The sequence below is a fragment of the Streptomyces cylindrosporus genome, assembly GCF_022698165.1.
GTDB classification, from domain to species: Bacteria; Actinomycetota; Actinomycetes; order Streptomycetales; family Streptomycetaceae; genus Streptomyces; species Streptomyces cylindrosporus.
This window is the reverse complement of sequence record NZ_JALDAY010000005.1, coordinates 51,904-78,400: the sequence shown is the minus strand read 5'-3', so window position 1 is coordinate 78,400 and position 26,497 is coordinate 51,904. Positions and strand designations below refer to the sequence as shown.

Sequence of the window (26,497 nt, the reverse complement as noted above, 5' to 3'; positions counted from 1 at the left end):
GCGGGCGGTCACAGACGCGGCGCGACGATCAGGATGATCAGCAGGAGTGCGACCAACAGCGCGACACCCACCAGCGGACTGAACCGGCGTGCCGCAGCCGGCTGTTGAGGTGGAGCCGGGGTCGGTACGGGGACCGACCGCGGGCCGTTGAAGACGTCGTGGCCCGTCGTCGCCGCCCGGGTGCACCACGGGCAGGTCGGCAGGTGGGAGCCGTAGGTGTGCAGGGGGCGTGCGGGGCACACCCGTACCTGGGCGCGTTCCTTGTCGAGGGCGCGGAGCCAGGCCTCCGCGGAGGGGCGGGCCGCAGGGGCGTGCACGCCGGGGCCGAAGGCCGAGCGGGCCAGGGTGAGGAGTTCGGGCGGGAGGACGGACGGGTCGACGGTGCCGCGCGGGACGACGACGAGTTCAGGGCGGACGACGTAGGAGACGCTGGCGGCGATGTTGTCCTTGACCGTCGACTCGGAGGTGCTCTCGTGCGGGACGCCCCCGAAGGGGTGGTTGCCGGCGGTGAGCAGCTGGTAGACGAGGACGGCGAGGGCGAAGTCGTCGCTGGCGCGGGTCGCCGGGCCGCCCGCCTGCCGCTCGGGCGAGGAGTAGTCGGTGGTGTGCATCAGACAGGGGAAGGCCTCGCCGGTCACCGGGTCGGTGAAGGCGATGGAGTCGCAGTCGAGGAAGGTGACGAAGCCGTTGGCGTCCACGACCACGTTGCTGCTGGAGAAGTCGCCGATGACGAGGTTGTCGTGGTGCATGCGGGCGGTCATGAAGGCGAGGTTCCAGGAGACGCCGAGCAGGAACCGCCAGTCCGCGCGGTCGAGGAAGAGGCGCAGTCGCTGGGCGCGGGTGAACAGGCCGACGAGCTGGACGTGTCCGGGCTCGCCGAAGCGGTGCATGGCGTAGCCGAGGAACTCGCCCTCGGGGCCGCGGGCCAGCGCGGTGGGCCAGGCCAGTTCGGGGGGCTGGGAGGCGTCGGTGGGGCGGGCGGCGAGGGGGGACATGGCGAGCATCCGGGTGAGCCGGCGTTCCTGGTCGGGCCCCGGGCGGTCGCGGTAGAGCTTGACGACGGTGTGGTCGTCGCCCTCGACGGGGAAGACGGCGGCCTGTCCGCCGCCCTTGAGGGGATGCTCGGCGAGGGTGACGCGCCTGCCGTCCAGGAACACCGTGCGGCCGCTCATGGGCGCACCTTGCGCACGGCCCGCAGCAGTGTCTTGTCGTCGGCGTTCAGGGCGGTCAGCCGGTCCGACCTGAGCAGCGCGGTGAGGCTCTCGTGGGCGCTCTCGGAGACGGGTCCGGGGGCGTCGAGGGAGCGGAAGACGGCGTCGGTGAAGGAGGAGTTCGGGATCGGGGGGCCTGCGGCGGAGCGGGAGAGCGCGGCCTGCGCGAGTCCGTCGGTGGACAGCAGTACGCCGTCGATGCCCGGGTCGGAGACGCAGTCGGTGTGGACCCAGCGGGACGCGTCGGGCGAGGTGAGGAAGACGGTCTCGTTGCTGTACTCGCCGGCGGGGTCCGGCTGCGGCAGCAGATGGAACTGCCGTTCGCCGTCCTCGGTGCCGGCCCGCAGTACGACGAAGCCGTCGCCGACGCTGAGGTGGCCGAGCCAGTCGGGGGTGAGGACGACGACGGTGAGGGTGGTGGCGAAGTCCGCGGCGGCGGGGCCGGTGGTGTCCAGGAACACCTTGGTGACGGCGTGGAAGGCGTCCACGAGCAGGTCGTGCACGGCCTCGCCGGGCTGGGTGTCCACGGCGGCAGCCGCCCGCCGTACGAACTGTTCGGCGGCCACGTCGACCGCGAGCCGGGAGCCCTCGTCGGAGCGCGGCCGGCTGCCCGCGCCGTCCGCGACGGCGAGCACGGCGACCGGGCCGGCCTCGGTGTGGGCGTACGCGTCCTGGCAGGGCAGGCCGTCGCGGCGGTGCCGGTAGCCCTCGACGCTGATGCCGTGGATCCGCCAGAGTGCGGTGCCCATCGTCTAGCTCTCCCAGGCCGGCCGCTGGGTCTTGAACTGGCTGAAGATCTTCTCGAAGACCTCGTCCCCGGCGCCCTTCTGCTCGGCGTTGGCGCTGGCGGACATCATCTGCAGCAGCTCGCGGAACGGGAAGCCCTGGATGCGTGCGTTGAAGGTGGGGGCGAAGGCGCGCAGTACCTGCTCGCCGAGGTCGGTGATGCCGCCGACGCCGATGGCGTAGAGCCGGAAGCGCCGGGCGCGCTGCTCCTCCTCCAGGACGGGGACGAGCCGCTGCCAGGAGTCGGTGCGGTGGCCGGTGCCGTCGGTGGGCAGGCCGTCGGTGACGAGGCAGATCTGCGGGCGGTAGTACTGCAGTCCGGAGGCGCGGAGTTCGGCCTTGCGCGCGGCGACGATGTGCATCGACAGCTCCAGGGCCTCCGTCATCAGGGTCACGCCCGCGGCGCCGAGCTGGGGCGGGCTGAACATGTGGGCGGGCACGAAGGGGCTCACCGGGGCGCCGGGGGCGAGGGGCTGGGGGCCGCGCCAGGCGGCGACGCCCTGCCCGCCGAAGGTGACGACGGCGACCTCGACGCTGTAGCTGAGGGCGACGTCGTCGTGGAGCTCGCGGGTCCATTCCACGAGGGCGTTGTTGAGGGTCTGGATCGGCGGCCCGGCCATGGAGCTGGAGGTGTCGAGGCAGAGCACGAGCGGCAGCCGCTGGGCGTTGTTCTCGAACTCGATGTCGGCGTACTCCGCCGGCAGGGTGGGCGGGTATTCGCTGGACATGGCTACTCCTGATGAACCGGTGCGTTCAGTGGGCACGGGCGTGCCGGGCGGGGGCGGGCGGGTAGGCGTACAGCACGTCGGAGCCGGGGTCGGGCGGATCGGCGACGTCGACGCGGGAGCCGGGCGCCGACGGCGGCTCGGCGGGCTCGGCCCACACCGCGCGATAGAGGACCCGGCCGAGCTCGACGTAGCCCTGGGGGTGGAGGGGGGTGCGGACGGTGGCGGGGTGGGTGGGGCCGACGCGACGGGAGGGGGCGGCGCGGGTGGTGGTGCGCAGGGCGCGGGTGGGTTCGTCGGCGGTGCGGGGGGTGGGGGTGGCGGCGGGGGCGGCGCGGGTGCGGCGTACGACGAACACGAAGGCGATGAGGAGGACGGCGAGGGCGGTGGCGGTGCCGAGGAGGAGCCACTTCTCGAGGCCGTCGTCATTGCCGAGGGAGCCGACCTCGTATTCCTGGTGACTGGTCGCCAGGCCCTTCCTGATCAGATCGTCCCCGGTGAGCGCCTTCTTGTCGTCGACCGCGGAGCAGAACGACTCCCGCTGTGAGCAGAGCTCGTCGAGCTCGTTGCGAGTGTCCGAGGACAACGGGGTGATCACGGCCTTCCGGTCGACGAGCCGGTGGCCCTGTGTCGCCAGCATGAGGAGGACCGTGCCGCCTTCGCCGGTGGTCGCTCCGGCCGGTACCTGAACCTCCAGGTTGCCGCTCTGCCCCAGGACGCCCTTGATCATGGCCGCCCGGTCGGTCTTGGTGCCGTCGAGCCGGAGTTCGCTTCGTAGGGTGACGCCGACAACCCCGTCGTTCAGCCCAGCCTTCCAGCACTGCAGCCTGGCCGGGAAATCCCCGCCGCACTCCTTCGCACTCGCCGGTGCCGCCACCCCCAGAACAGCGACCACCCCGAGCAGCAACGCACAACACAGCCAACGCCTCATGGGCGACCCCCCGTGGCCCGAAAACCCCCGCCCATAATGGCGGCAACGAGCCCGAACCCGAAAGGGGTTGAAGGCACTCTCGCAATTCACTTCTACAGCTTGAAAACCTCATGGCAGCGCAGGAACATCTGTCGCGCCCGTTCCACCCAGTCACTGGCCAGCGCGTCGAAGTCCGCCTGGGTGACCCGGCAGGTCAGCGGCAGATCGCAGACCCCGGCCAGACACGGCCGCGGTCCTCGTACATCCCAGACGGACAGCATCGGGTTCAATTGTTCGGTATTCCACGCGTTCGAAGCCGCCGCCGCAACCGCCAGCTGATCGTGGCGCAGAGAATGACCGTCCGTTACGAAAGCGACAAGCAGCCGCTTCGTGGTCATGAATCTGACCGTGAGCGTCCGCCCTGTTTCCTCCAGGTCGAATTGGAGGGACACCGAATCCGTGTCGATGGCGGCACGGTAATTCCGCCCGTCCCCCCAATTCCGTACCAACTGCCGCCAGTGCGTACCGATTTCGAGGACCGCCCCCGGCTGCGACTCAGACGCTGCCACGGCCCACCGCCCGCACGACCATCCCGTCGGTGAGCCCGGCGTCCAGCAGCGCCTGGGCGTGCAGCAGCAGACAGGACGGCACGGAGACACTCGTACCGGCCCTGCGCCACGCGGCGAGTTCGTCGACCCGTATCTCGATCGTCCGTCTCACCTTCGGCGGCGGCCAGGCCGATGCCTTCGGCGTCTCCTCCAGCAGCGCGCCGAGCAGTTCGTCGAGCCGCGGCCGGTCCTCGGGCCGCTTGGCGAGGCAGTGCGCGATCAGCGGACGCATGGACGCGGGTACGGCGTCGAGGTCGGGCTCGCCGAGGACGACCCGGTAGCGCACCGCCTCCCCCGTGCCGTGCGGCGGCTTCCCGGTCAGCGCGTACACCAGCACGCCGCCGAGGGAGAACACGTCGCTCGGCGGCCCGACCGCCGCCCCCTTCATCTGTTCCGGCGACATGAACGGCGGTGTGCCGACGACGATTCCGGCCTGGGTGAGCCCGGGCGCCCCGTCGACGTGGGAGATCCCGAAGTCGATGACGCGCGGACCGTCGGAGGCGAGCAGCACGTTGGCCGGCTTGAGGTCGCGGTGCACCACCCCCGCGCCGTGGATGGCCTGCAGCGCCTCGACGAGGAACGCGCCCAGCCGGCGCACCTGGGGTTCGGGCAGCGGACCGTCCGTGCGGACCGCCTCCGCGAGCGAGGGCCCGGGCACGTACAGCGTGGCCAGCCAGGGCAGTTCGGCCTCGGGGTCGGCGTCGACCACGGCCGCGGTGTAGGCGCCGCTCACCACCCGGGCGGCGGCGACCTCGCGGGCGAAACGCTCCCGGAACTCCTGCTCGGCGGCGAGTTCGGGCCGTACGACCTTCACCGCGACCTCGCGCCCGGCGGGCGAGCGGCCGAGATACACCCAGCCCATGCCGCCCGAGCCCAGACGCCCGACGACGCGGTACGGCCCCACCTTCAGGGGATCGCTGACCGGTGTGCGCACCCCGCTCACCTCATTTCGGGGTTCGTTGCAGGATGTCCCGAGTGTGCCGCGAAATCCCGGTCCGTACAGAGGTGATGGCGGAAAAACAGGGGTGATACGGAAAAAGACGAAGGCCTGTCGTCGCCTCTCCCATCGGGGCGGACGGGAGCGGTGACGACAGGCCCAGGGCCCCGTACGCCGTTGTACGGGACCTCGTCGGCTCACACCGCGGCCGGCCGTGACGATCACTGGTCAGGGCACATCCCAGCCGGCCGCGGAGTCTTGCGGGTGCGGGCTCAGCCCAGGCGCTGGACCAGCGCCCGGTACTCGTCCCACAGCTCCTTCGGGGTGTGCTCGCCGAAGGTGTTGAGGTGCTCGGGGACCAGGGCGGCCTCCTCGCGCCAGACCTCCTTGTCGACGGTGAGCAGGAAGTCCAGGTCGGACTCGGAGAGTTCGAGACCCTTGGTGTCGAGGGCGTCCTTGGTCGGCAGGATGCCGATCGGCGTCTCGACGCCCTCCGCCCTGCCGTCGAGGCGGTCCACGATCCACTTCAGGACGCGGCTGTTCTCGCCGAAGCCGGGCCACACGAACTTGCCCTCGTCGTTCTTGCGGAACCAGTTGACGTAGTAGATCTTCGGGAGCTTCGACTGGTCCCTGCCCTTGGCGACGTCGACCCAGTGGCCCATGTAGTCGCCCATGTTGTAGCCGCAGAACGGCAGCATGGCGAAGGGGTCGCGGCGCAGCTCGCCGACCTTGCCCTCGGCGGCGGCGGTCTTCTCGGAGGCCACGTTGGCGCCGAGGAAGACGCCGTGGTTCCAGTCGAAGGACTCCGTCACCAGCGGTACGGCGCTGGCGCGGCGGCCGCCGAAGAGGATCGCCGAGATCGGCACGCCCCGTGGGTCCTCCCACTCCGGCGCGATGATCGGGCACTGCGCGGCGGGCGTGGTGAAGCGGGCGTTGGGGTGGGCGGCGGGCGTCTCGGACGCGGGCGTCCAGTCGTTGCCCTTCCAGTCGGTGAGGTGGGCCGGGGTCTCCTCCGTCATGCCCTCCCACCACACGTCGTTGTCGTCCGTCAACGCCACGTTGGTGAAGACCGAGTTGCCCCACAGCGTCTTCATCGCGTTGGCATTGGTGTGCTCACCGGTGCCGGGCGCGACGCCGAAGAAGCCGGCCTCGGGGTTGATGGCGTACAGGCGGCCGTCCTCGCCGAAGCGCATCCAGGCGATGTCGTCGCCGATCGTCTCGACCGTCCAGCCGGAGATCGTGGGCTCCAGCATGGCGAGGTTGGTCTTGCCGCAGGCGGACGGGAAGGCGGCGGCGACGTACTTCGACTCGCCCTGCGGGGGCGTCAGTTTGAGGATCAGCATGTGCTCGGCCAGCCAGCCCTCGTCGCGCGCCATGACGGAGGCGATGCGCAGGGCGTAGCACTTCTTGCCGAGCAGGGCGTTGCCGCCGTAGCCGGAGCCGTAGGACCAGATCTCGCGGGTCTCCGGGAAGTGCGAGATGTACTTGGTGGAGTTGCACGGCCAGGGAATGTCCTCCTGGCCTTCCTCCAGCGGCGCCCCGAGGGTGTGCACGGCCTTCACGAAGAAGCCGTCGGAGCCGAGCTCGTCGAGGACCGGCTGCCCCATGCGCGTCATCGTGCGCATGGACACCGCGACATAGGCGGAGTCGGTGATCTCGACGCCGATCGCGGAGAGGTCCGAGCCGAGGGGGCCCATGCAGAACGGGACGACGTACATCGTGCGGCCCTTCATCGAGCCGCGGAAGACGCCCTTCTCGCCCTGGAAGATCTCCCGCATCTCCGCGGGGGCCTTCCAGTGGTTGGTGGGGCCGGCGTCCTCCTCCTTCTCGGAGCAGATGAAGGTGCGGTCCTCGACGCGCGCGACGTCGGTCGGGTCGGAGGCCGCGTAGTAGGAGTTGGGGCGCTTGATCGGGTCGAGCTTCTTGAAGGTGCCCTTCGCGACGAGCTCCTCGCACAGGCGCTCGTACTCGGCCTCGGATCCGTCACACCAGACCACGCTGTCCGGCTGCGTCAGTTCTGCGATCTCGTTCACCCACGAGACCAGTTCCTGATGGTTGGTGGGGATGACGGTGGGAGCCGCGATGTCGCGCGCCACGATTGCTCCTAAGTGAGGGATTTGTTGTTGGAGGCCCCGTGGGGGCTGCGGCCCGGACGCTTCGTGGCTGGATCTTCAGCGCTCATCCGGTGCCGACCGCACTCATTTGATCATCCGACGCCTCCGCCCATATGTCCAGAGGGCCGCACAGGTGAGCGGAGTGGGGATCGTCACGTGCCTTTCGTGCACGAGGCGTTTATTTGCGTGCACGTAGGGTTCAGGTGACCGTTTCTTTGCGCGGCAATCCTGAGTGGTCAACTGCCGTGAGATGATGGCCACTCTTCGCCGGTTCTCAGCCCGCACTAATCCGTAACTTACGGTTCCGTAGGTACGATGCAGGGCATGACTGCGCCCGTCCCCGACGCACGAACGGACACGCCGGCCGTCGGCCGCGGCTCCGAAGCGCCTTCCATTCCGCACCAGCTGAAGCAGCACGCCCAGCACCTCGCCGAGCCGATCAAGCCGAAGCTCCGCGGCTGGCTGCACCTGGGAATGTTCCCCGCCGTGCTGATCTCCGGCCTGGTGCTCACCGCCCTCGCGGACTCCTCCCGGGGCCGGATCGCCTGCGGGATCTACGTCCTGACGGCCTGCCTGCTCTTCGGCGTGAGCGCGCTGTACCACCGGGGCAACTGGAGCCCGCGGATGGACGGCATCCTGCGCAGGCTGGATCACGCCAACATCTTCCTGATCATCGCGGGCACCTACACGCCCCTGACGATGCTGCTGCTCCCCGGCGCGAAGGGGCAGTGGCTACTGTGGGGCATCTGGGGCGCCGCGGCGGCGGGCATCGTCTTCCGGGTCTTCTGGGTCGGCGCCCCGCGCTGGCTCTACACCCCCTGCTACATCGCGATGGGCTGGGCGGCGGTCTTCTTCCTGCCCGACTTCATGCGCACCGGCGGCATCGCGGTCCTGGTCCTGGTCATCGTCGGCGGCCTGCTCTACAGCGCGGGCGGCGTGATCTACGGCATCAAGCGGCCGAACCCGTCACCGCGCTGGTTCGGCTTCCACGAGGTCTTCCACTCCTTCACGCTGGCCGCCTTCGTCGTCCACTACGTCGGCATCTCGCTGGTCGCCTACCAGCACGGATAGCACCGCACAGCGCCTCGCAGCACCTCCAGGGTCACGGCTTCCACGCCGTGGCCCTTTTCGCATGCCCGAAGCAGATGGACAGCCGAAGTAGATTGACAGCATAACCCGATTGACAGGAACAATATTTTGAGAGCTACTCTCATTTCATGGTTACTACCACCTTGAACCCACGGCGCTGGTGGGCCCTCGGGGCCCTGGTCGCGAGCATGCTCACGCTCGGCTTCGACACGACGATCCTCAATGTGGCGCTGCCGACGATGGCCGCCGACCTGGGCGCGAGCACCGGCGAGCAGCAGTGGATGGCGGACTCGTACGTCATCGTCTTCGCGGCGCTGATGCTGCCCGCCGGACTCCTCGGCGACCGCTTCGGACGGCGCCGCATGCTGATCGCCGGACTCGGTGTCTTCCTCGCCGGCTCGCTGCTCGGCGCCCTGGCCGGGGACGTGAACTGGGTCATCGTGGCCCGCGCCCTGATGGGCGTCGGCGCCGCCCTGATCACCCCGCTCGCGCTCTCCGTACTGCCCACGATGTTCGACACCGACGAGCAGCCCAGGGCCACCGCCATCGTCTCCGCGGCCTCCGCGCTCGGCCTGCCGCTCGGCCCGATCATCGGCGGCTGGCTGCTGAACCACTTCTGGTGGGGCTCGGTCTTCCTGGTCAACGTCCCGATGGCCGCGATCGGCATCGCCGCCTGCGTCTTCCTGCTCCCCGAGACCCGTGACCCCGCCTCCCCCAAGGTCGACACCCTCTCCACCGCGCTCACCGCGACCGGCCTCGGCGCCCTGGTCTACGCGATCATCGAGGCGCCCACCCGCGGCTGGGGCGACCCGCTGGTCCTGGGCATGCTCGCGGCAGCCGTCGTACTCATCGCCGCCCTGGTCGTGCGGGAACGCCGGGTCGAGCGCCCCATGCTGGACATGACCCTGCTCGCCCACCGCGGCTTCCTCTTCAACACCATCGCCGCGACCCTGGTGATGTTCGTGCTGTCCGGCCTGCTGTTCGTGCTGCCGCCCTACCTCCAGGCCGTCCTCGGCAACGACGCCCTCGGCACCGGTGTCCGGCTGCTGCCGATGATGGGCGGCATCCTCCTCGCCTCCCGCACCGCCCCGCAGGCCGCCGTGCGCTTCGGCGGTCGCGCCACGGTGAGCGCCGGCCTGGTGATCCTGGCCTTCGCGGCCATCCTCGGCAGCCGTACGAGCATCGACTCCGGCTACGGCTACACCGCGCTCTGGCTCTCCGTCACCGGTCTCGGCTTCGGCTTCGCTCTCATGCCGGCCATGGGCAACGCCCTGGCCGCCCTGCCCCGCGACCGCGCCGGCAGCGGCTCCGGGCTGCTGATGACGATGCGCCAGGTCGGCGGGGCGATCGGCATCGCCCTGCTCGGCAGCCTGCTCGCCGGCACCTTCCGGGACCGGCTCGACGTGACCGGCCTGCCCGCGGGGGCTGCCGACACCGCAGGGGAGTCGGTGGTCGCGGCGCACCTGGTCGCCGAGAAGACCGGCTCGGCGGACCTGCTGGCCTCCGCCGACAGCGCGTACGTGCACGGCATGGGCGTCGTCCTGCTGGTGTGTGGGATCGCGGCGCTGGTCTCGGCACTGGTGGCGGCGGCCTTCCTGCCGAAGCCGGCGGCGCGGGAGCGGGCGGCCGGGAGCCCCGAGCCCGACATGGTCGCGGCCACGGAGGATGCCTGACAATGAACCCCATGACGGCCGCACGTTCCCCCTTCACCTCCCCCTCCGACAGCCCCCGGCTCGGTCTGCGCGAACGCAAGAAGATCAAGACCCGCGAGACGATCCGCGCCGCCACCTACGCGCTGATCAGGGAGCAGGGGTACGACGCCACGACGATCGAGCAGATCGCCGAGCGGGCCGAGGTGTCGCCGTCGACCGTCTTCCGCTACTTCCCCACCAAGGAGGACATCGTCCTCACGGACGAGTACGACCCGCTGATGCTGGAGGAGTTGCGCAACCGGCCGGCCGACGAGCCGTGGATGGAATCGGTACGGCACATCCTGCGCCTGGCCACCGACGCACTCATGGCGGAGGATCCCGAGGTGATCCGGATGCGGGCCCACCTCGGGATCACGGTCCCCGCGGTCCGGGCCCGCATGTACGAGAGCATGTCGCAGACCGGGCGGATGCTCCGCGCGGCCATCGGCGAGCGGGCCGGTCTGGACCCGGACGGCCTGGAGGTGCGGGTCTGCGCGATGTCCCTCGTCGGCGGCCTGATGGAGGTCAACATGGCCTGGGCGGAGAACGACTTCAAGGACGACCTGCCCGCCATGCTGGAGCGCGCCCTGGACGTCATGGAACACGGCCTCCCCACCGAAAAGCCCTGAACCCGCGGCCCCCTCCCGTGACATCCTGACCGGGTGAACGGTCCCGAGATCCACGTCGAGTTCGCCCCCGAGCTGACCCTGTTCGTGCAGCGCGCCCCGCGCCGGACCGTCGTCACCGACGGTGTCTCCTCCCTGGGCCATGTCGTCGAGTCGACCGGCGTCCCGCTCACCGAGGTCGGGGCGCTGTGGGTCGACGGCCGCGAGGTGCCGACGTCGTACGTCCCCGCCGCCGGCGACTCGGTCGAGGTGCGGTCCGTCGACCGCCCCCAGCAGGTCCCCGGCGCTCCCCTGCGCTTCCTGCTCGACGTCCACCTCGGCACCCTCGCCCGTCGGCTGCGCCTGCTCGGCGTGGACACGGCGTACGAGTCGACGGACATCGGCGACCCGGCCCTCGCCGCCCGCTCGGCCGCCGAGAAGCGCGTGATGCTCAGCCGCGACCGGGGCCTGCTGCGCCGCCGCGAACTGTGGGCCGGCGCCTACGTCTACAGCACCCGCCCCGAGGACCAGCTCCGCGACATCCTGGACCGGTTCCGCCCCGAACTGCGGCCCTGGACGCGCTGCACCGCCTGCAACGGCCTGCTCAAGGAGGCCACCCTGGAGGAGGTGGCGGACCAGCTGCACGGCGGGACGCAGCGGTCGTACGACGTCTTCGCGCAGTGTCAGGACTGCGGGCGCGCCTACTGGAAGGGCGCGCACCACGAGCAGCTGGTGGCCATCGTGGAGCGCGCCCTGGAGGACTTCGCGAGTTAGCTTCTGCGGAGGTCCGCCTTCCCGCAGGCGACGCCGTCCCCGCTCGGGTCGAGGCCGAGCGGGTCGTCCTTGCCGTTGACCTTGAGGCGGCCGTAGTCGTTCTTCTTCAGCCAGGCGCAGCGCGAGGCCGTGGTCTTCTTCACGCCCTTCGGGAAGGCCGTCGGCACGCAGACGTTGACGGTGCCGTAGTGCCGGTCGCAGCCGGAGATGGTGACGGGGACCTTGACCGACGTCTTCTTCTTGCCGGGCTCGGCCACCTTGCCCGACAGGGAGTCCGCGAAGGAGTGGACGTGCGCGTCGGCGGTGTCGGCGCTGAGGGCCTGCGGGCCCGCCAGGTGCACCCACTTGGCTACCGACGGCACGCCGTTGGCGTCGACCGCGAAGAGCATGTACCAGCCGGGCGGCGCCACGTTCGGGTTGCTCGTCACGTTCAGGTCGACGTTGTTGCCGTCGACGGACAGCGGCAGGTCCACGAACCGCTGGTTGGGGTCCGAGGAGTGCGTGACCGCGGCCGGGCGGATCAACTCGGCCTTGGCGATGGGCCGGTCGACGGTGATCCGCTGGGTGTCGCCGTAGTTCCACTCGGTGTCGATCACCGAGGTGATCGTCGGCCGCGTGCCCTTGAGGAGGTACGGCGGGGTGTAGATCGACACGTTGTGGTTCCAGGTGCCGTTGCCCGGGTTGTCACCGGTGGCCATCACCCGGCCGTCGGGCAGCAGGAACGCGGACGAGTGGTAGCCGCGGGCCTCCGGGTCGGCGGCCACCTGGTCGAAGGTGCCCGAGTCCGGGTCGTAGATCGACGCCTCGAAGACCGGGTTGGCCCGGTTGTGCAGACCGCCGCCGGTCTCCAGCACCTTGCCGTCGGGCAGCAGTACGGCGGAGACGTACATCTTGCCCTGGTTGCCGGTCTCGGGGACCTTGCCGTTGCCGAGGTCGACCGTGCCCTGCGGGATCAACGGGCCCGCCGTGTAGGCCGGGTTGGCCTGCTTGAGGTCGATGACGTCCGTCAGGCGGTTGCCCTCCGGGTTGGAGTCGATGTTGCCGCCGCCGATGGTGAGGACCTTCTGGTCCTGCGCCGGAGGCAGCAGCACGCTCGCGGACTGGTCGCGCTGGTCCTTGTTCTGCAGCCCCGGGACCTGCGTGACCGTGTTCGCGCTGTAGTCGTAGATCGCCGAGCCGGTGCCCGGGATGTTGTTGCCGAAGACATGGCTGCCGGAGTAGAAGAGGCGGCCGTCCTGCATCAGGATCATCGACGGGTACAGACCCCAGTACGACCAGGTCTGGTTGACCTGCCACAGCGCCAGCCACTTCTGCTCGGCGTCCGACCAGTACTCGGCGGTCACCGACCCGGTCGAGTCCTCGCGCAGCCCGCCGAAGGAGATGACGTCACCATTGCCGAGCTCGGTCGCCGACGGGTACCAGTGGCCGTCGTTGAGGTCGTTGGTCTTGCTGTAGGTCTCGGTCTTCGGATCGAAGATGTACGAGTCCTTGTAGCCCTCGTAACCGTGCGAGCCGTCCGCCGCCGGGAACGCCTTGTTGCCGCTCAACACCAGGACGCGCCCGTCCTGGAGCTGGATGTGGCCCGAGCAGAACATGTCCTTCGGGGTCGGGATGACCTTGTAGGAGCCGTCCGCCGGGTTGTAGACGGCACTCGTGAACGTCCCGGCGTTGAAGTTCTCCTCGCTGTTGCCGGAGCCGGCGATCAGCAGGACCTTGCCGTTGTTGAGGACGACCGAGTGCATGGAGCGCACCGGGTTCTGTGTGGGCAGCACGTCCCAGCGGCCGTCGGCGCACTCGGCCGCGGTGCCCGTGCAGGTCGCGGGCGGGGTGACGTCGGGGACCTGGTCCATCGTGTAGTCGTCGGTGGTCGCCGAGCCGGTGCCGTAGACGGAGACGCCCCAGGTGATGCGGTCTGTGCCGGCCGGGACCTCGGGTGTGCGGACCGTGGCCTGGGTCCAACTGCCCTGCATCTCCAGCGTCTTGAGGTCGGTCCAGTACTGCCAGCCGGCCGTGCTGTCGTGCCGGAACAGGGTGATGTTGGCGTCCGGCGTGGTCGTCTTGTACCAGAGCGAGAGGTCGTACTGCTTGCCGACCGCCACGGCCGGCGCGCAGTCCGCGGTCTCCAGGATCAGGGCCTTGCGGTCGCCCGAGACCCGGCGCGTCAGCGTGACCTTCATGGCCTTGGAGCCGGAGTGGGCGTCCGAGGTGGTCTCGAAGCTGAAGTCGTTGTCACCCCACCCGGACTTCTCCCAGCAGTACGGCATGTCGCCGGAACCGGCGGTCTCGAAGCCCGGGTTGACCACGAGGTTGGCGGCCTGCGCCGACTGGGGTGAGGTGAGCAGCAGACCGGCGGTCAGGGCCCCCACCCCGAGCAGCGCCGTTCTCCTACGGGATCTGTTCACGCGGCTCTCCTTGCCTTGCTGTGTCCCCCGCGCCCCCTGCGCGGGAGATAGACCAGCGCTTCGGTCCCCACGAAGCGCAGGACGAACGTCGTCACCAGCGCGAGCGCGGTGGCGGACAGGGCCCCCATCCCCAGCCGGTCCACGAACAGCGCGATCAGGGGGATGCGCAGCACCAGGTCGGCGTTGGCGAGCAGCGCGAACCGGCCCGCGCGGTCCCAGCGGTTGCGGTGCCGCCGGCGGTCGCGGAACAGCAGGTGCTCGACGAGGACGAAGTTCCAGGCCACGCCGAGCTGGTTGGCGAGGATCTCGGCGGGCACGTAGTGCAGGCCGAGGGCCATCAGGGCCCACAGGCCGACCAGGTTCGGCAGGAACCCGCTCGCGCCGATCAGGCCGAAGCCCACCATGCGGGCGACCGGCGAGGCGGTGCGCAGGCCGATCAGGTGGCGCAGGAAGCGGAAGCCCTCCTGCGCGCTCGACTTGGACTCCCCGGCGAACCGGTCCTGGAAGACGAACGGCACCTCGGTGACCTGGCGCGGACGGCTGCGGACCGCCAGCTCCAGGAGGATCTTGTAGCCGAGCGGCTTGAGGGCGTCGGCGGTGATGTCGCTGCGGCGGATCGCGAAGAAGCCGGACATGGGGTCGCTGATGCCGTGCAGCCTGCGCGGGAAGAGGGACTTGGTCAGCCAGGTCGCGCCGCGGCTGACGGCCACCCGGTAGCTGCCCGCGAGCCCCGCCCGGCTGCCGCCCTTGATGTACCGGGAGGCGACCACGAGCCCGGCGTGCGCACGCTCCCCGGTGGCCACCAACTCCGGTACCAGGGAAGGCGGATGCTGGCAGTCGCCGTCCATGACGACGATCCAGTCCGACCCGGCCGCCTTCATGCCCTCGACGACCGCGCCGCCGAGTCCGCCGACGGGCTCCTCGCGGTGCAGCAGGGTCACCGGGAACGGGCAGTCCTTGGCGGCCTCCTGGATGACCTCGGGCGTGTCGTCGGTGGAGTCGTCGACGAAGACGACCTCGCAGGGCAGCCGGGTCGGCACCGACTCGGTGATCTGGTGCAGGAGTTGACGGATGTTCGCCGACTCGTTGTACGTCGGTACGACGATGGTGACGGCTCCGGGCTCAGCGACTTCCGCGCCGCGTACGGCGGGATCGCCCAGCTCTCCGGGGGCGGTGTACTCGTGGGTCATCGCAGGCCTCCGTCAGCCGTACCGGTCGTCTGGACGTGCCGGATCTCGATGCGGTCGGGACCGGTGCCGAAGGTGGCGACCGGGGTGGAGTGCTCGATGGCCGCCTTCACGTTGGGCAGGTCGACCGCGTCGCGCCGCACGGTCGGGGAGGCGACGACGTAGTCGATGTCCTTCCAGCCGTTCGGCATGGTCTTGGTGACGGCGGGGTCGAGGTCGGCCTTGTAGAACCAGATGGCGCCGAGCCCGGGCCGGTACCCGTCGTGCACCAGGTCCAGCCAGAGCGCGTCGTCGACCAGGACGCGGGTGTCCTTCGGGTCGGCGACCTCGCTGGTGAGCCACTTGGAGGCGGCCCGGTAGGGGGCGTTGGCGTCGGCGGTGACGGCGGTGTGATCGCCGTCGTACCACTTCGGTACGACGTACGCGCCGGCGGCTAGCGCGAGGACGGCGGCGAGGCTGTAGCGGCCGTACGTCATCCACTTCCGCTCGTCGGGGCGGCGCCACCTGCGCAGGACGCCGTGGGCGACGGAGGCGGTGCCCGCGGCGAGGACCAGGGCGAGGAAGGGCAGCGCCTGGATGACGTACATCGCGGGCAGGTAGCCGTTCGGGCGCAGGGCGAGCGCCGTGAGGATCGCGACCGTGAGGGCCGGGCCGGCCAGGGCGCGGGCGGTGACCGACCAGCGCCAGGTGGCGATCAGCAGCAGGGCGCCCGCCAGGCCGCCGAGGGGCAGGACACGGTCGTAGTAGAGCCAGGAGTGGAGCACGCCGTGCGAGCCGGAGGACTGGTCGAGGACGAAGCCCGAACCCGGCCTGGTCATCTGGTACTTGATGCCGTCCCACAGCGAGACGTGCCCGCCGCCCGGGAGCAACTCGCCCTTGAGCAGGGCGAAGAGGGGGTAGCTGAAGCCGATCAGGGCGCAGGCCGTGACGGCTCCGGTGACCGCGAACTTGCGGGTGTCGCGGTGGCTGTGGCGCCACATGGTGACGAACAGGGCGGGCAGGACGACGAGCATCGTCTCCTTGGTGAGCACGGCGGTCGCGGCCGCGAGGCCCGCGCCGAAGTGGTGCCAGAGGTGACGGCTCGGCGAGGCGGCGAGGGTGAACGCGACGAGCGTCCACATCACCGCGAGGTTGTCGAGGAAGATCTCGCGCTGGAGCACGACCGAGAGCGGCGAGAGACCGAACAGGGCCATCGCGAGGCCTGCGGCCCAGCGGGGCAGTGACAGTCGGCGGCCGAGGACGTAGACGAGGACGGCGCTGACCGCGGAGATGAGCAGCATGACGACCCGCATGGAGCCGACGGTCATCGAGCCGGGGCTCAGCCACGACGGGATCCAGGTCAGCACGGCTATCTGGATCCAGCCGAGCGGCGGATGGTCGTACCAGTACGTGTAGTGGGCCAGGCCCCGGCCCTGCTGGACCGCCCAGGCCTGGGCGAGGTAGGTGCCCTCGTCGTCGCTGAGCGTCGGGTAGTCGGCGATGTTCCAGGCCTGCACGACGAGGATCGCCACCAGGAGCGTGCCGCACAGGAGGAGGTCGGGGCGGGAGGAACGGAGACGTTGAGACGGAGTCGTTCGACTGGTCGAACGGACTTCAGGCACAGGCTGGCGCTGCGCGGGGACCGTCGAGGTGGTCACCGCGGGAAGGGTGGAGGTCACGCAGGGACGTCCTCTCGGATTACCGCAGTGTCGTGGAGATGTGCGCCGACATGGCTGGTCAACTCCCAGTCGTTGCGGCCGCGTTGCTCACGCCAGACGGCGCGGATCGCGGCCCCGGCGAGGAGGACCTGGTAGAAGGGGCCGCCCACGACGAGCTTGAGGTAGTGGACGAGCCGGACACGGAGCCCGTACTGCTTGCCGAAGTCATGCAGGCCGACGACCTCGAAGACGAAGGTGACGGCCGCCGTGACCAGCGGCAGGAAGGTGAGGAAGGCGATTCCGACGGGCACGTCCAGGAAGAGCGCGACCGCCGCGTTCAGCGGGATGATCACGCCGGAGAAGGCCTGCAGGAACGGTGTCATCAGGGTGTAGCGGGCGAGCAACCGCTGCCCGAAGCCCGGGAGTTGCTTCCAGTCCCTCTTCCGGTAGACCTGGAGGAAGCCCTGGTTCCAGCGCGTGCGCTGCTTGAGCAGCGACATGAGGCTGCCGGGCGTCTCCTCGCGGGTCACCATGTCGGAGTCGTAGGCGACGACGACCTTCTTGCCGACGCTGGACAGCCGCACGCCCAGGTCGCAGTCCTCGGCAAGGCAGTTGGGGTCCCAGCCGTCGGCTTCCCTGAGCACGTCCGTGCGTACGAAGACGGTGTTGCCGCCGAGCGGGATGAACCCCTTCTGCGCGTGCAGATGCAGCCGGGAGCGGAACCAGAAGAAGTACTCCAGGCAGTTGCGCAGGGAGTACCAGCTGGAGTGGAAGTTGATCAGCTGGACGCCGCCCTGCACGACGTCCGCGCCGGTGGTCCGGAAGGCGTGGTCGACGTGTGCGAGGAGCTCCGGGTGCACCTGGTCCTCGGCGTCGAAGACCCCGACGACGTCGCCGCGGCAGTGCGGCAGCGCGGTGTTCATGGCCTTCGGCTTGTTCTTCTTCTCGTGGGTGTCGACGACGACCCGCACGCGCGGGTCGCGCCCGGCGGCCGCCTCGGCCACCGCCGTGGTCTCGGGGTCGTCGTGTCCCACGATCACGATGATCTCGAAGTCGGTGTGTGTGGACTCCAGCAGCCGCTGGATGGTGTGGTCGAGGACGGCCTGTTCGTGCCGTGCGGGAAGCAGCAGCGAGAACGAGACATGTTCGTTCCCGTCCGGTCTGCTGAACCGGGTGGAGGCGAGCACTTCCGGCGTGCGCCATGCGTGCATCTGCCACCACAGAGTGAAGGCGGCCATCCAGAACAGGGCCAGTGAAACGGCAGCGATGAAGACAGACGTAAGCAACAGATCCCCCCAGATCCCCAATGCCCCCTGCCGCGACCGTGCGTCACACCTGTCGCGTTACTGTGTAGACATTAGGGGTGAACTGTGAAGCGCGCAGGCCGTTTGGATGAAGAGCGCGTTTCGTCACAACGGGACCGTAGAGTGAACAATTCGAACACCCACTGCGTGCGGGTTCGTTGCGTCCTTGTCGTTTCAGCTGTTCAGCGCGGCCCGCAGTCGCTCGGCATCGGTGGTCGGCGCGTCGCAGGTGAAGTTACGGCAGACGTACGCGGTGGGTGCGCCGCCGACGAGCGGCCGGTCGGCGAGTAGCGGGAACTCATCGCTCTCCGGGACCCCCACGGCGACGACCGCCCCCGGGGCGGTGCCCAGAAGTGCCGTACGGTGCAAGGCCCTTGTCGCCTCGTCGTCCAGCGCGGGCCCGACGATCGCGACCTCGCGCGGCCCGTCGAGCAGTGCCTCGGCGACGGCGAGCCCCCACCCGATGAACCGGGGCACGCGCGGCCCCAGCGCCTTCACGACGCCCAACGCCCGCTCGGCGGCGGCACGATGGGGCTCGGCGCCGGTCTGCGCGGCATAGCCGAGCAGCGCGCCCGCGGCGGCGGTCCAGCCGGAGGGCGTCGCGTTGTCGGTCGGGTCCTGCGGCCGGCGGATCAGCCGCTCGGCGTCGGCGGCGGTGTCGTAGAGCGACCCCGACTCGGCATCGACGAACCGCGCGAGGACGTGGTCGAGCAGGAACCCCGCGAATTCCAGCCACACCCCCTCCCCCGTGACGGACCCGAGCGCGAGGAACCCCTCCGCCACATCGGCGTAGTCCTCCAACACCCCGGCATTCGCCCCGACTTGCCCGTCCTTGCTGGTACGCGAGAGGCGGGCCTGCTCGTCCAGATGCAGTCGTACGAGGAGGTCGGCGGCGCCGGTCGCGGCCTCCACCAGGTCGGGGCGGCCGAAGTAGGCGCCGGTCTCGGCGAGCGCGGCGACGGCGAGGCCGTTCCAGGCGGCGACGACCTTGTCGTCCCGGCCGGGAGCGGGGCGCTCGGCCCGCGCGCTCAGCAGCCGCTCACGGATGGACGCGATCTTCTCCGCGTCGAACACGCCTTCGTGCTGCGGGAGTTGGAGGACCGACTGCCCGTGTTCGAAGGTGCCTTCCTCGGTGACGCCGAAGTAGTGGGCGGCGAGTTCGGCGTCGTCGTCCCCGAGCGCCTCCCGGAGTTGCTGTGGGGTCCACACGTAGTAGGCGCCCTCGACGTGCCTGCCGCTTCCGTCGTCGCTGTCGGCGTCGAGCGCGGAGGCGAACCCGCCCTCGTTCGTGCGCAGTTCGCGGACCATGAAGTCGGCGGTCTCCAGCGCGACCCGGCGGGCGAGTTCGGAGCCGGTGGCGCGCCAGAGGTGGGCATAGACGCGGCAGAGCAGGGCGTTGTCGTACAGCATCTTCTCGAAGTGCGGCACCACCCAGTCGCGGTCGACGGAGTAGCGGGCGAAGCCGCCGCCGAGCTGGTCGTAGATGCCGCCGCGGGCCATCCGCTCGCAGGTGTCGGCGGCCATCTGGAGGGCGCCCTCGGCGCCGGTGCGGGCGTGGTGGCGCAGCAGGAACTCGATCACCATGGACGGCGGGAACTTGGGGGCGCCGCCGAAGCCGCCGCGCTGCGGGTCGTACTCGCGGGTGAGCCCGAGCAGGGCGCCCGCGAGCTCCTCGTCGCCGGGGACCTGGGCGTCGCCGTAGGAGATCTCCCGCTGTGCGAGGTCGCGCACGATCTTGCCGGCGACCTCCGCGACCTCGTCCCGCCGGTCGGCCCAGGCGGCGCGGACGCCCTCCAGGACCTGCCGGAAGGAGGGGGAGCCGTGGCGGGGGGCGGGCGGGAAGTAGGTGCCGAAGTAGAAGGGCTCGGCGTCCGGGGTGAGGAACACGGTCATCGGCCAGCCGCCGTGGCCGGTGGCGGCCTGGACGGCCTCCATGTAGACGGCGTCGACGTCGGGGCGCTCCTCGCGGTCGACCTTGACGCTGACGAAGTACTCGTTGAGGAAGTCGGCGGTGTCCTGGTCCTCGAAGGACTCGTGAGCCATGACGTGGCACCAGTGGCAGCTGGAGTACCCGACGCTCAGCAGAACGGGCTTGTTCGTCTTGCGGGCTTCCTCGAAGGCCTCGGTCGACCAGGGCCACCAGTCAACGGGGTTGTCTGCGTGCTGGAGGAGGTACGGGGACGTCTCATGGGCCAGTCGGTTCACTGTTCCACTCTCCCACGGGCTCGGGAGCGGCGTAGAAGCGCAGATACATGTGGCGCGCCCCTTCCGGGACGTCCTCCGGGGGGCGGCCGTAGCGGTCGAGCAGCTCCTGGTAGGCGCGGACGAACGCCATCAGGTCCTCGTGGGTCATCCAGGTGCCGGTCCGCTGGACCTGGGCCCAGCCCTCCGGGCCGCGGTACTCCTCGTGGGCGCGGCGGAACAGGCGGGTGTCCATCTCGATCTTCAGCAGGGCGAGTTGCTCGGCCGCCGCGTACTCCTCGGGGCCCATGGTCGCCGGGTCGGGCGTGGTGTGGCTGAACGGCAGCGTCCGCCACCAGCGCTCCCGGCCGCCGGACTTCTCCGGGATCTCCTCGATCAGCTTCTGCTCGGCGAGTTTGCGCAGGTGGTAGCTGGTGGTGCCGGAGCTCTCGCCGAGTTCGCGGGCGAGCACGGTGGAGTTGGCCTCGCCGTGCCGGCCGAGGTAGTCGAGGATCCGGCGGCGCAGGGGGTTGCCGAGGGACTTGTAGAGGGCGGTGCGTTCGAGGCCGGTCATCTCGGGCGTGCCGTCGGTCATGCGGCCCACGGTAACCCTGAGAACCCTGACTGGTCCCTGATGTCTGCCGAGTTTTCTTTGCAGAATTTTCTCTGCGGTCTAGCGTGGAGGCATGGGAACGGAGAAGCGGGACTACGGGAAGCAGTTCATGGGGTGGACGCTGCTGTTACTGGGCGTGGCGGTGGGCGCGGTGGCCGTGGGCCTGCGCAGATGGTCGCCGGCCCTGCTGGGCGCCGCGGCGGTGCTGCTGGTGCCGTGGACGGTGGTGCTGGGGCTGACCCTCCCGGCCGACACCGAGGTGCGGAACTGGTCGGTGGCCTGGATCGGCCTCGACGTCCTGATGGCGGCGGGCTGCGCGGCAACCGCTCTGCTGGGCCTGCGCGGCAACCCCCGGGCCCGGCTCACGGCCTCGGCGACGGCGGCGGTCGCGGTGCTGGACGCGTGGTTCGACATGACGACGGCCCGTCCCGGCGCCGAGCTCACCCAGGCCGTGGCCTGCGCGGTGGCGGAGGCGACGCTGGCCGCGGTCTGCGTCCGCCTCGCCGTCACGGACCGACCCGCGCCTCGCGAGTGATCGCCGCCCTCTGTCGCTCACGGCTTGCCCGAAGGACACTCGTAGGCAAAGGAGTTGACGCCGGAGGGGGACGTGACATGCGGGACAGCCACCGGGCCGACGCCGAACGGCTGTTGGCCCGGGCCGTGGAGGAGGAGGTGCGGCGCTCCGGCGGGCGTACCGACGCAGCCGTGCTGCTGTCACGGTCGCGCGCCGCGCTGGACGCGATGGCGGAGACGGCCGCCGAGGAGTACGAGGCCTACACGCGGGCGCTGGACGAGACGGAGGCCGGCCGCCTCACCTTCGGACAGCGGTACGCCAAGGAGGGCGCCGGAACTCCCCTGCTCGTGGCGGTGGTCGCCGCGGTCGCGGCCGTGGTCGCCGACCTCGCCCTCGGCACCGGCACGGGCACGGCGTTCGGCGTGGGCGCGACGGTCGCGGTCGTCGGCGCCGCCGCGACGGTGGTGAAGGTGGCCGGCTCCCATCTGCCCGCCGCACACCACCGCGCGGGCGCCGCGAGCCAGCCGGGCGGCCCCGAGCAGCTGCGCCTTCAGTGGCTGACGGCTCTGGAGGTACGGGGTATCCGCCCGTTCCTCGACCAGCAGCGGGTGCTCACCGCCGCGACCAGGACGCCGAAGAAGCCGGGCGGCCCGCAGCTGAAGGGCGCGGACAAGAGCGCGGCGGCCCGCGGGCGCAGCGTGCTGGCCCAGTCGTTCGGCCAACTCCCGGACCCGGAGGGCGCGTTCGCGGGCCGGCGGCAGGAGATGGCGCGGATCCGGCAGTGGGTGCAGGCCTCGCGCGCGAGCACACAGACCCGGCCGACGGTCGTGGTGCTGCACGGGGAGCCCGGCAGCGGCCGTACGACCCTGGCGGTGCGCGCCACGCACGACCTGAAGGACTACTTCCGCGGCGCCTGCGTCGTCGACCTGCGCGGCGAGCTCAGCGAGGAGCAGCCGCTGTCCACCCGGGACGCCCTGCTGCACCTGCTCAACCGGCTGGGCGCGCCGCGCGAGCAGCTGCTGTTCCGTGAGCGTTCCTCCCCCGACCAGCAGGTCAAGCGGCTGAGCGAGCTGTACCACCAGCATCTGACGGGCCTGCCGGTCACGATCGTGCTGGACGACGCCTGGGACCCCGAGCAGGTGCGCACACTGGTGCCGGAGCGCTCCGACAGCCTGGTCCTGGTGACCGCCCGGCAACCGCTGGAGCTGCCGTCCGATCTCCCCGCCCAGGTGCACCAGTTGGCGGTGGAGGCGCTGGACGCGGCGGGCGCCGAGGAGTTGCTGGAGGCGGCGGCGCAGGACAGCACGGGCCCGTACGACGCGGATTCCGCGGACCGGATCAGGGAGCTGTGCGGCGGGCTGCCGCTGGCGCTGAGCATCGCCGGCTCCTCGCTGGGCCCGCGCTCACCGCGCCAACTGGCCACGGACCTGGGGGCGTACGGCCCGGTCGGACCGATCGAGCGCGCGCTGTGGCTGCGTTACACCGACCAGTCCGACACCGCCCGCCGGCTGCTGCGCCGCCTCGCGCTCGCGGGCCGCGCCTCCCTCGGTGCCGCCGCGGCCGCCTCGCTGCTGGCGACCGACGAGACGGAGGCGACCCGGCAGCTGGTCGCCCTCTCCCGCGCGGGGCTGATCGACCACGTCCGCGGCGACCGCTACCGGCTGCACGACCTGGTGCGGGCCTTCGCGCAGGCCCGGCTGCTCGACGAGGAGGAGCCGGCCGAGCGCACGGCGGCCCAGGAGCGGCTGATCGTCAACTACGCCGACCTCGCCGACTCCGTGCTGCGGCTGGTGGACGGCAACATGTCGACGCGCTCGGACCGGTTCAGTCCGCACGGCTTCACGTCCCTGGACGAGGCGCTGCGCTGGCTGGACGACGAGTCGAGCTTCATCACCTCGACACTGCGGCACGCGGAGGGCGTGAACCAGGCGGCGGTGCTGAACCTGCTCGGCGCCCTGTGCGACTACTGCCTGCTGCGCGGCGACCTCTACCGCCTGGGCGAGATCAGCGAGCTGGCGCAGGCCGTCGACCAGGGTCTCCTGGTCCGCTCGGTGCAGTGGCGCACGGGTATCGCGGCCCGGCAGCTGGGTGAGCTGGACAAGGCGCGCACGACGCTGAGCTCGGTGGTCGACCTGTACATGGAGGCCCACCACGACGCGGGCGCCGCCCGTGCCCTGTGCTCCCTCGGCATCACGCTCCACCACCAGGGCAACCTCACCGAGGCGGCGGCGAAACTCCGCGAGGCCCTGGACCTGCAGGCCGCGCCCGAGCTGGCGACGGACCGCGCCTGGACGATGCACGCCCTGGCGGCGGTGGAGCGCGACCGGGCCCACCTCTCGGAGGCGATGCGGCTGCTCACCCAGTCCCTGGTGCTGCACCGGGCGGGCGAGTCCGTGCACGGCGAGGCCTGGGCGCACTTCCAGCTCGGCCAGCTGGGGCTGCGCATGGGCGACGTACCGCGCGCGGAGGAGGAGCTGAACGCGGCCCTCGACCGCTACTCCCGTACCCGCGACGCCCGTGGCGAGGCCTGGGCGCTGACCCAGCTGGCCCGCGCCCGCCTGGTGGCCGGCGACCCGTCCCCGGCGGTGGACGGCCTGCGCCGGGCGGCGGCCCGGCACCGGGAGAACGAGGACGCGCGCGGCGAGGCCTGGACCGTCTACTACCTGGGCCAGGCCCTGGAGGAGACGGGCAACCTCGACCACGCGGTCCGCGAACTGGAGCGTTCCCGCACGATGTTCTCCCGCATGCGCGACGTCTACGGCCTGGCCTGCGCCCGCCACCACTCGGCCAGAGTCACCCGCGACCAGCGGGCGGCCCAGACGGGCTCGCTGCGCAACTCGGGATTCGCCCGCCAGCTCCTGGTCGACGCCCGCGCCGACTTCCAGCGCATCGGCGTCGCCCACGGCGAGGCCTGGACCTGCCTGGAACTCGCGGTCGTCGACGCCGGCAACGCCCGCGTCCAGCAGGCCCTGACCCTGTGCGACGACGCGACGACCCTGTTCGCCTCGTACGGCGACCGCCGCGGCGAGGACTGGTCCCGCTTCCTGCGCTGCACCCTGCTCCCGTACGCGGCCCCCGGCGGCGTGGACGTCGGCACGGCGGTGGCCCAGGAGGACCTGGCCCAACTGACCCGCACCCGCCATCCCCTGCGGGACGAGAAGCTGGACGAGTACGTGGAGGCGTACGCGCTGTTGCTGGAACGGGGCGTGAACCTGGAGGCGGGCTGGCAGGCTTGGCGCTTGGGGATGGTGCCTAACCGGCATGCGCGGGAGGTGATGGGGGTCACCGTAACGGTGCAGGCGCAGCGCACGGCATGACCCCATGGCACCCGGTGGGTGTCACGGAGCCATGCCGGTCGATCCTGTGCCCGGCGGTCGGGCCCGGTGCTCAGCCGGGCCCGGTGCTCAGCCCTTGGCGGGTGAGGTCTTGTCGGAGCTCTTGGAGCCCGAGCCCGTGGACGTCTCGGCGTCGGTGGGCTCGTCGGCGGAGGACTCCGCCCTGGGGTCCGGGACCTCGGTGAACTCGACCTTGTTCATGTGTCGGCTCATCGACTTCATCAGCCACCACACGGCCAGCGCCATCGCCGCGAAGACGATGAAGCCGAGGACGCCGGGGGTGACCTTGTTCTCGTCCACCTCCTTGGCGAGGGGGACGAGGTTCGTCAGTGCCAGGCTCACGCTTGCGCTCATGTCAGGCATTGTCGCGGATGCCCGCGAAGAGGTCGTCCTCGGGGAGGGAGGTGTCCACGAGGGACTTGGCGAGCTCGTACTCCTCCGTCGGCCAGACCTCCTTCTGGATCTCCATCGGGACCTTGAACCAGCCGCCGTCGGGGTCGATCTGGGTGGCGTGGGCGATCAGGGCCTTGTCGCGGATCTCGAAGAAGTCCGCGCACGGCACATGCGTGGTCAGCGTCCGCTCGGTGCGCTCGAACTCGCTCCAGCGCTTGAGCCAGTCCCCGTACGGCGACTCCAGACCGCGCTCAAGGAGCGCGTTGTGCAGCGCCTCGGTGCGCGGGCGGTTGAAGCCCTGGTTGTAGTACAGCTTCTGCGGCTGGTACGCGGGGCCGAACTCGGACTCCGGGAACTTCTCCGTGTCCGCCGCGCCCTCGAACGCCACCATCGAGATCTTGTGGGTCATGATGTGGTCGGGGTGCGGGTACCCGCCGTTCTCGTCGTAGGTGGTGATCACCTGCGGGCGGAAGGCGCGGATCTGCTTCACCAGCTCGCCGGCCGCCTTGTCGACGTCCTCCAGCGCGAAGCAGCCCTCGGGGAGCGGGGGCAGCGGGTCGCCCTCCGGGAGCCCGGAGTCGACGAAGCCGAGCCACTCCTGCTTGATGCCGAGGATCTCGCGGGCCTCGTCCATCTCCTTCTTGCGTACCTCGTGGATGTGCTCCTCGATGTACTTGTCGCCCTGGAGCTTCGGATTGAGGATGGAGCCGCGCTCCCCGCCCGTGCAGGTCACGACCAGCACGTCCACCCCCTCGGACACGTACTTCGCCATGGTGGCCGCGCCCTTGCTCGACTCGTCGTCGGGGTGGGCGTGCACGGCCATCAGTCGCAGCTGGTCAGTCAAGACTCAATCCTTGGTAAGTCGGCGCCCCGGTGACTTCGTGGGCGATCGGCGGCTTCTATAGTGACCGAATCGGGGGGCGAATAATTCCGCGGTCCGGCTCCGGGAGCCTTTTGCCGAGAGGACGATCATGAGTACGGCGAGCACGAAGCTGCCCGAGGGCCGCTACGGCCGCTCCTCGGACGAGCGCGCCGACCACAGGCTCAAGGTCGCCGGAGCCGTGCTCGGGGCCCTGCTTCTCGCCCTGATCGGCTACTTCGCCTACCACTACGTCGGCCAGAACAAGATCAGCGGCGAGGTGATCACGTTCGAGCCGCACAAGAACTCGGTCTCGATCCATCTCGAGGTCCGCAAGGACTCCGGCACCTCCGGCTACTGCACCGTGCGCTCCCAGGCGGCGGACCAGTCCGAGGTCGGCCGGGCGGACTTCCGCTTCGACGGGAAGGCGACCCGGATCGACAAGGTCGTCACGCTCCGCACCACGGCCCCCGGCACCACGGCCGAGCTCCTCGGCTGCCACGCGGACTGACTTCACTCCGATCCTTCCGTGCTGACCTGCGGCGACGTAATTCTGATGGCTTATGTCCTCCCCCTTGGGCCGCTGAATTGTTAGGCTCGTGGTTTCGCCCTTCCGTGAAGG

General features: G+C 70.5%; 22 protein-coding genes. 7 read left to right on the top strand and 15 right to left on the bottom strand.

Translation table 11 applies throughout. The annotated features are described in order from the left end of the window. Window positions 1-8: 8 nt before the first annotated feature. The 7 genes from MQP27_RS16695 to MQP27_RS16665 form a co-directional block, all read right to left on the bottom strand. Complete coding sequence (locus MQP27_RS16695; RefSeq protein ID WP_242765968.1) at window positions 9-1,172, bottom strand: hypothetical protein; 1,164 nt, start codon at window positions 1,170-1,172, stop codon at window positions 9-11. Then, the gene (locus tag MQP27_RS16690; RefSeq protein WP_242765967.1) at window positions 1,169-1,960 is read right to left on the bottom strand and encodes a PP2C family serine/threonine-protein phosphatase; all 792 of its coding nucleotides are present in this window, start codon (window positions 1,958-1,960) and stop codon (window positions 1,169-1,171) included. Before MQP27_RS16690 ends, MQP27_RS16695 begins: the two co-directional genes overlap by 4 nt. A 3-nt stretch (window positions 1,961-1,963) precedes the next feature. Beyond that, complete coding sequence (locus MQP27_RS16685) at window positions 1,964-2,725, bottom strand: vWA domain-containing protein (RefSeq protein WP_242766519.1); 762 nt, start codon at window positions 2,723-2,725, stop codon at window positions 1,964-1,966. Between the two features lie 25 nt (window positions 2,726-2,750). After that, window positions 2,751-3,653, bottom strand: a complete 903-nt coding sequence (locus tag MQP27_RS16680) for a hypothetical protein (protein WP_242765966.1) — start codon at window positions 3,651-3,653, stop codon at window positions 2,751-2,753. 92 nt (window positions 3,654-3,745) lie between these two features. Further along, the gene (locus MQP27_RS16675) at window positions 3,746-4,030 is read right to left on the bottom strand and encodes a hypothetical protein (RefSeq protein WP_242765965.1); all 285 of its coding nucleotides are present in this window, start codon (window positions 4,028-4,030) and stop codon (window positions 3,746-3,748) included. A 157-nt stretch (window positions 4,031-4,187) separates the two neighbouring features. Then, window positions 4,188-5,174, bottom strand: a complete 987-nt coding sequence (locus MQP27_RS16670; RefSeq protein WP_242765964.1) for a serine/threonine-protein kinase — start codon at window positions 5,172-5,174, stop codon at window positions 4,188-4,190. Between the two features lie 275 nt (window positions 5,175-5,449). Further along, a complete protein-coding gene (locus MQP27_RS16665; protein WP_242765963.1) occupies window positions 5,450-7,273 on the bottom strand; it encodes a phosphoenolpyruvate carboxykinase (GTP) in 1,824 nt (607 codons plus the stop codon). A gap of 342 nt (window positions 7,274-7,615) precedes the next feature. On the opposite strand from MQP27_RS16665, the gene trhA reads away from it, so the two are divergent. From trhA to MQP27_RS16645, 4 genes are all read left to right on the top strand, one after another. Next, complete coding sequence (trhA, locus tag MQP27_RS16660; protein ID WP_242765962.1) at window positions 7,616-8,362, top strand: PAQR family membrane homeostasis protein TrhA; 747 nt, start codon at window positions 7,616-7,618, stop codon at window positions 8,360-8,362. Window positions 8,363-8,508: 146 nt separating this feature from the next. Continuing rightward, a complete protein-coding gene (locus MQP27_RS16655; RefSeq protein WP_242765961.1) occupies window positions 8,509-10,053 on the top strand; it encodes an MFS transporter in 1,545 nt (514 codons plus the stop codon). An 11-nt stretch (window positions 10,054-10,064) separates the two neighbouring features. After that, on the top strand, window positions 10,065-10,700 hold the full coding sequence (locus tag MQP27_RS16650; RefSeq protein WP_242765960.1) for a TetR/AcrR family transcriptional regulator: 636 nt from the start codon (window positions 10,065-10,067) through the stop codon (window positions 10,698-10,700). Window positions 10,701-10,733: 33 nt separating this feature from the next. Further along, entirely contained in the window at window positions 10,734-11,450 is a 717-nt protein-coding gene (locus tag MQP27_RS16645) for a Mut7-C RNAse domain-containing protein (RefSeq protein ID WP_242765959.1), read from the top strand. Here the strand turns inward: MQP27_RS16645 and MQP27_RS16640 are convergent. The 6 genes from MQP27_RS16640 to MQP27_RS16615 all read right to left on the bottom strand — a co-directional run bounded on the left by MQP27_RS16640 (window position 11,447) and on the right by MQP27_RS16615 (window position 20,756). Next, window positions 11,447-13,852, bottom strand: a complete 2,406-nt coding sequence (locus MQP27_RS16640; RefSeq protein ID WP_242765958.1) for a galactose oxidase family protein — start codon at window positions 13,850-13,852, stop codon at window positions 11,447-11,449. The genes MQP27_RS16645 and MQP27_RS16640 overlap by 4 nt on opposite strands. Continuing rightward, a complete protein-coding gene (locus MQP27_RS16635; RefSeq protein ID WP_242765957.1) occupies window positions 13,849-15,042 on the bottom strand; it encodes a glycosyltransferase in 1,194 nt (397 codons plus the stop codon). Before MQP27_RS16635 ends, MQP27_RS16640 begins: the two co-directional genes overlap by 4 nt. Further along, window positions 15,039-16,697 (bottom strand): ArnT family glycosyltransferase, encoded by a 1,659-nt coding sequence (locus MQP27_RS16630; RefSeq protein WP_242765956.1) that lies wholly within the window; start codon window positions 16,695-16,697, stop codon window positions 15,039-15,041. Before MQP27_RS16630 ends, MQP27_RS16635 begins: the two co-directional genes overlap by 4 nt. After that, window positions 16,694-17,962: a glycosyltransferase gene (locus MQP27_RS16625; RefSeq protein WP_242765955.1), complete on the bottom strand. Its 1,269-nt coding sequence runs from the start codon at window positions 17,960-17,962 to the stop codon at window positions 16,694-16,696. Before MQP27_RS16625 ends, MQP27_RS16630 begins: the two co-directional genes overlap by 4 nt. 192 nt (window positions 17,963-18,154) lie before the next feature. Then, window positions 18,155-20,185: a thioredoxin domain-containing protein gene (locus tag MQP27_RS16620; protein ID WP_242765954.1), complete on the bottom strand. Its 2,031-nt coding sequence runs from the start codon at window positions 20,183-20,185 to the stop codon at window positions 18,155-18,157. After that, window positions 20,166-20,756 carry an ArsR/SmtB family transcription factor gene (locus MQP27_RS16615; RefSeq protein ID WP_242765953.1) on the bottom strand — a complete coding sequence of 197 codons (591 nt, stop codon included), beginning with the start codon at window positions 20,754-20,756 and terminating at the stop codon, window positions 20,166-20,168. Before MQP27_RS16615 ends, MQP27_RS16620 begins: the two co-directional genes overlap by 20 nt. 91 nt (window positions 20,757-20,847) lie before the next feature. On the opposite strand from MQP27_RS16615, the gene MQP27_RS16610 reads away from it, so the two are divergent. Next, window positions 20,848-21,309, top strand: coding sequence for a hypothetical protein (locus tag MQP27_RS16610; protein WP_242765952.1), 462 nt, complete (start codon window positions 20,848-20,850; stop codon window positions 21,307-21,309). 77 nt (window positions 21,310-21,386) lie between these two features. Further along, a complete protein-coding gene (locus tag MQP27_RS16605; protein ID WP_242765951.1) occupies window positions 21,387-24,605 on the top strand; it encodes a tetratricopeptide repeat protein in 3,219 nt (1,072 codons plus the stop codon). Window positions 24,606-24,692: 87 nt separating this feature from the next. On the opposite strand, the gene MQP27_RS16600 is transcribed toward MQP27_RS16605, so the two are convergent. Both MQP27_RS16600 and mca read right to left on the bottom strand, forming a co-directional pair. Next, window positions 24,693-24,986, bottom strand: a complete 294-nt coding sequence (locus MQP27_RS16600; protein WP_242765950.1) for a hypothetical protein — start codon at window positions 24,984-24,986, stop codon at window positions 24,693-24,695. Then, on the bottom strand, window positions 24,979-25,860 hold the full coding sequence (gene mca, locus MQP27_RS16595; protein WP_242765949.1) for a mycothiol conjugate amidase Mca: 882 nt from the start codon (window positions 25,858-25,860) through the stop codon (window positions 24,979-24,981). The genes MQP27_RS16600 and mca overlap by 8 nt, the downstream gene beginning before the upstream one ends. 127 nt (window positions 25,861-25,987) lie before the next feature. Between mca and MQP27_RS16590 the strand changes: the two genes are divergently transcribed. Further along, window positions 25,988-26,386, top strand: a complete 399-nt coding sequence (locus MQP27_RS16590; protein ID WP_242765948.1) for a DUF4307 domain-containing protein — start codon at window positions 25,988-25,990, stop codon at window positions 26,384-26,386. Window positions 26,387-26,497 lie beyond the last annotated feature (111 nt).

Coding starts and splice junctions, on each gene's coding strand:
- MQP27_RS16685 (WP_242766519.1), bottom strand. CDS start 2,725: ATGTCCAGCGAATACCCGCCCACCCTGCCGGCGGAGTACGCCGACATC.
- MQP27_RS16605 (WP_242765951.1), top strand. CDS start 21,387: ATGCGGGACAGCCACCGGGCCGACGCCGAACGGCTGTTGGCCCGGGCC.
- MQP27_RS16590 (WP_242765948.1), top strand. CDS start 25,988: ATGAGTACGGCGAGCACGAAGCTGCCCGAGGGCCGCTACGGCCGCTCC.
- MQP27_RS16695 (WP_242765968.1), bottom strand. CDS start 1,172: ATGAGCGGCCGCACGGTGTTCCTGGACGGCAGGCGCGTCACCCTCGCC.
- MQP27_RS16655 (WP_242765961.1), top strand. CDS start 8,509: ATGGTTACTACCACCTTGAACCCACGGCGCTGGTGGGCCCTCGGGGCC.
- MQP27_RS16650 (WP_242765960.1), top strand. CDS start 10,065: ATGACGGCCGCACGTTCCCCCTTCACCTCCCCCTCCGACAGCCCCCGG.
- MQP27_RS16600 (WP_242765950.1), bottom strand. CDS start 24,986: ATGCCTGACATGAGCGCAAGCGTGAGCCTGGCACTGACGAACCTCGTC.
- MQP27_RS16675 (WP_242765965.1), bottom strand. CDS start 4,030: ATGACCACGAAGCGGCTGCTTGTCGCTTTCGTAACGGACGGTCATTCT.
- trhA (WP_242765962.1), top strand. CDS start 7,616: ATGACTGCGCCCGTCCCCGACGCACGAACGGACACGCCGGCCGTCGGC.
- MQP27_RS16615 (WP_242765953.1), bottom strand. CDS start 20,756: ATGACCGACGGCACGCCCGAGATGACCGGCCTCGAACGCACCGCCCTC.
- MQP27_RS16680 (WP_242765966.1), bottom strand. CDS start 3,653: ATGAGGCGTTGGCTGTGTTGTGCGTTGCTGCTCGGGGTGGTCGCTGTT.
- MQP27_RS16690 (WP_242765967.1), bottom strand. CDS start 1,960: ATGGGCACCGCACTCTGGCGGATCCACGGCATCAGCGTCGAGGGCTAC.
- MQP27_RS16610 (WP_242765952.1), top strand. CDS start 20,848: ATGGGAACGGAGAAGCGGGACTACGGGAAGCAGTTCATGGGGTGGACG.
- MQP27_RS16635 (WP_242765957.1), bottom strand. CDS start 15,042: ATGACCCACGAGTACACCGCCCCCGGAGAGCTGGGCGATCCCGCCGTA.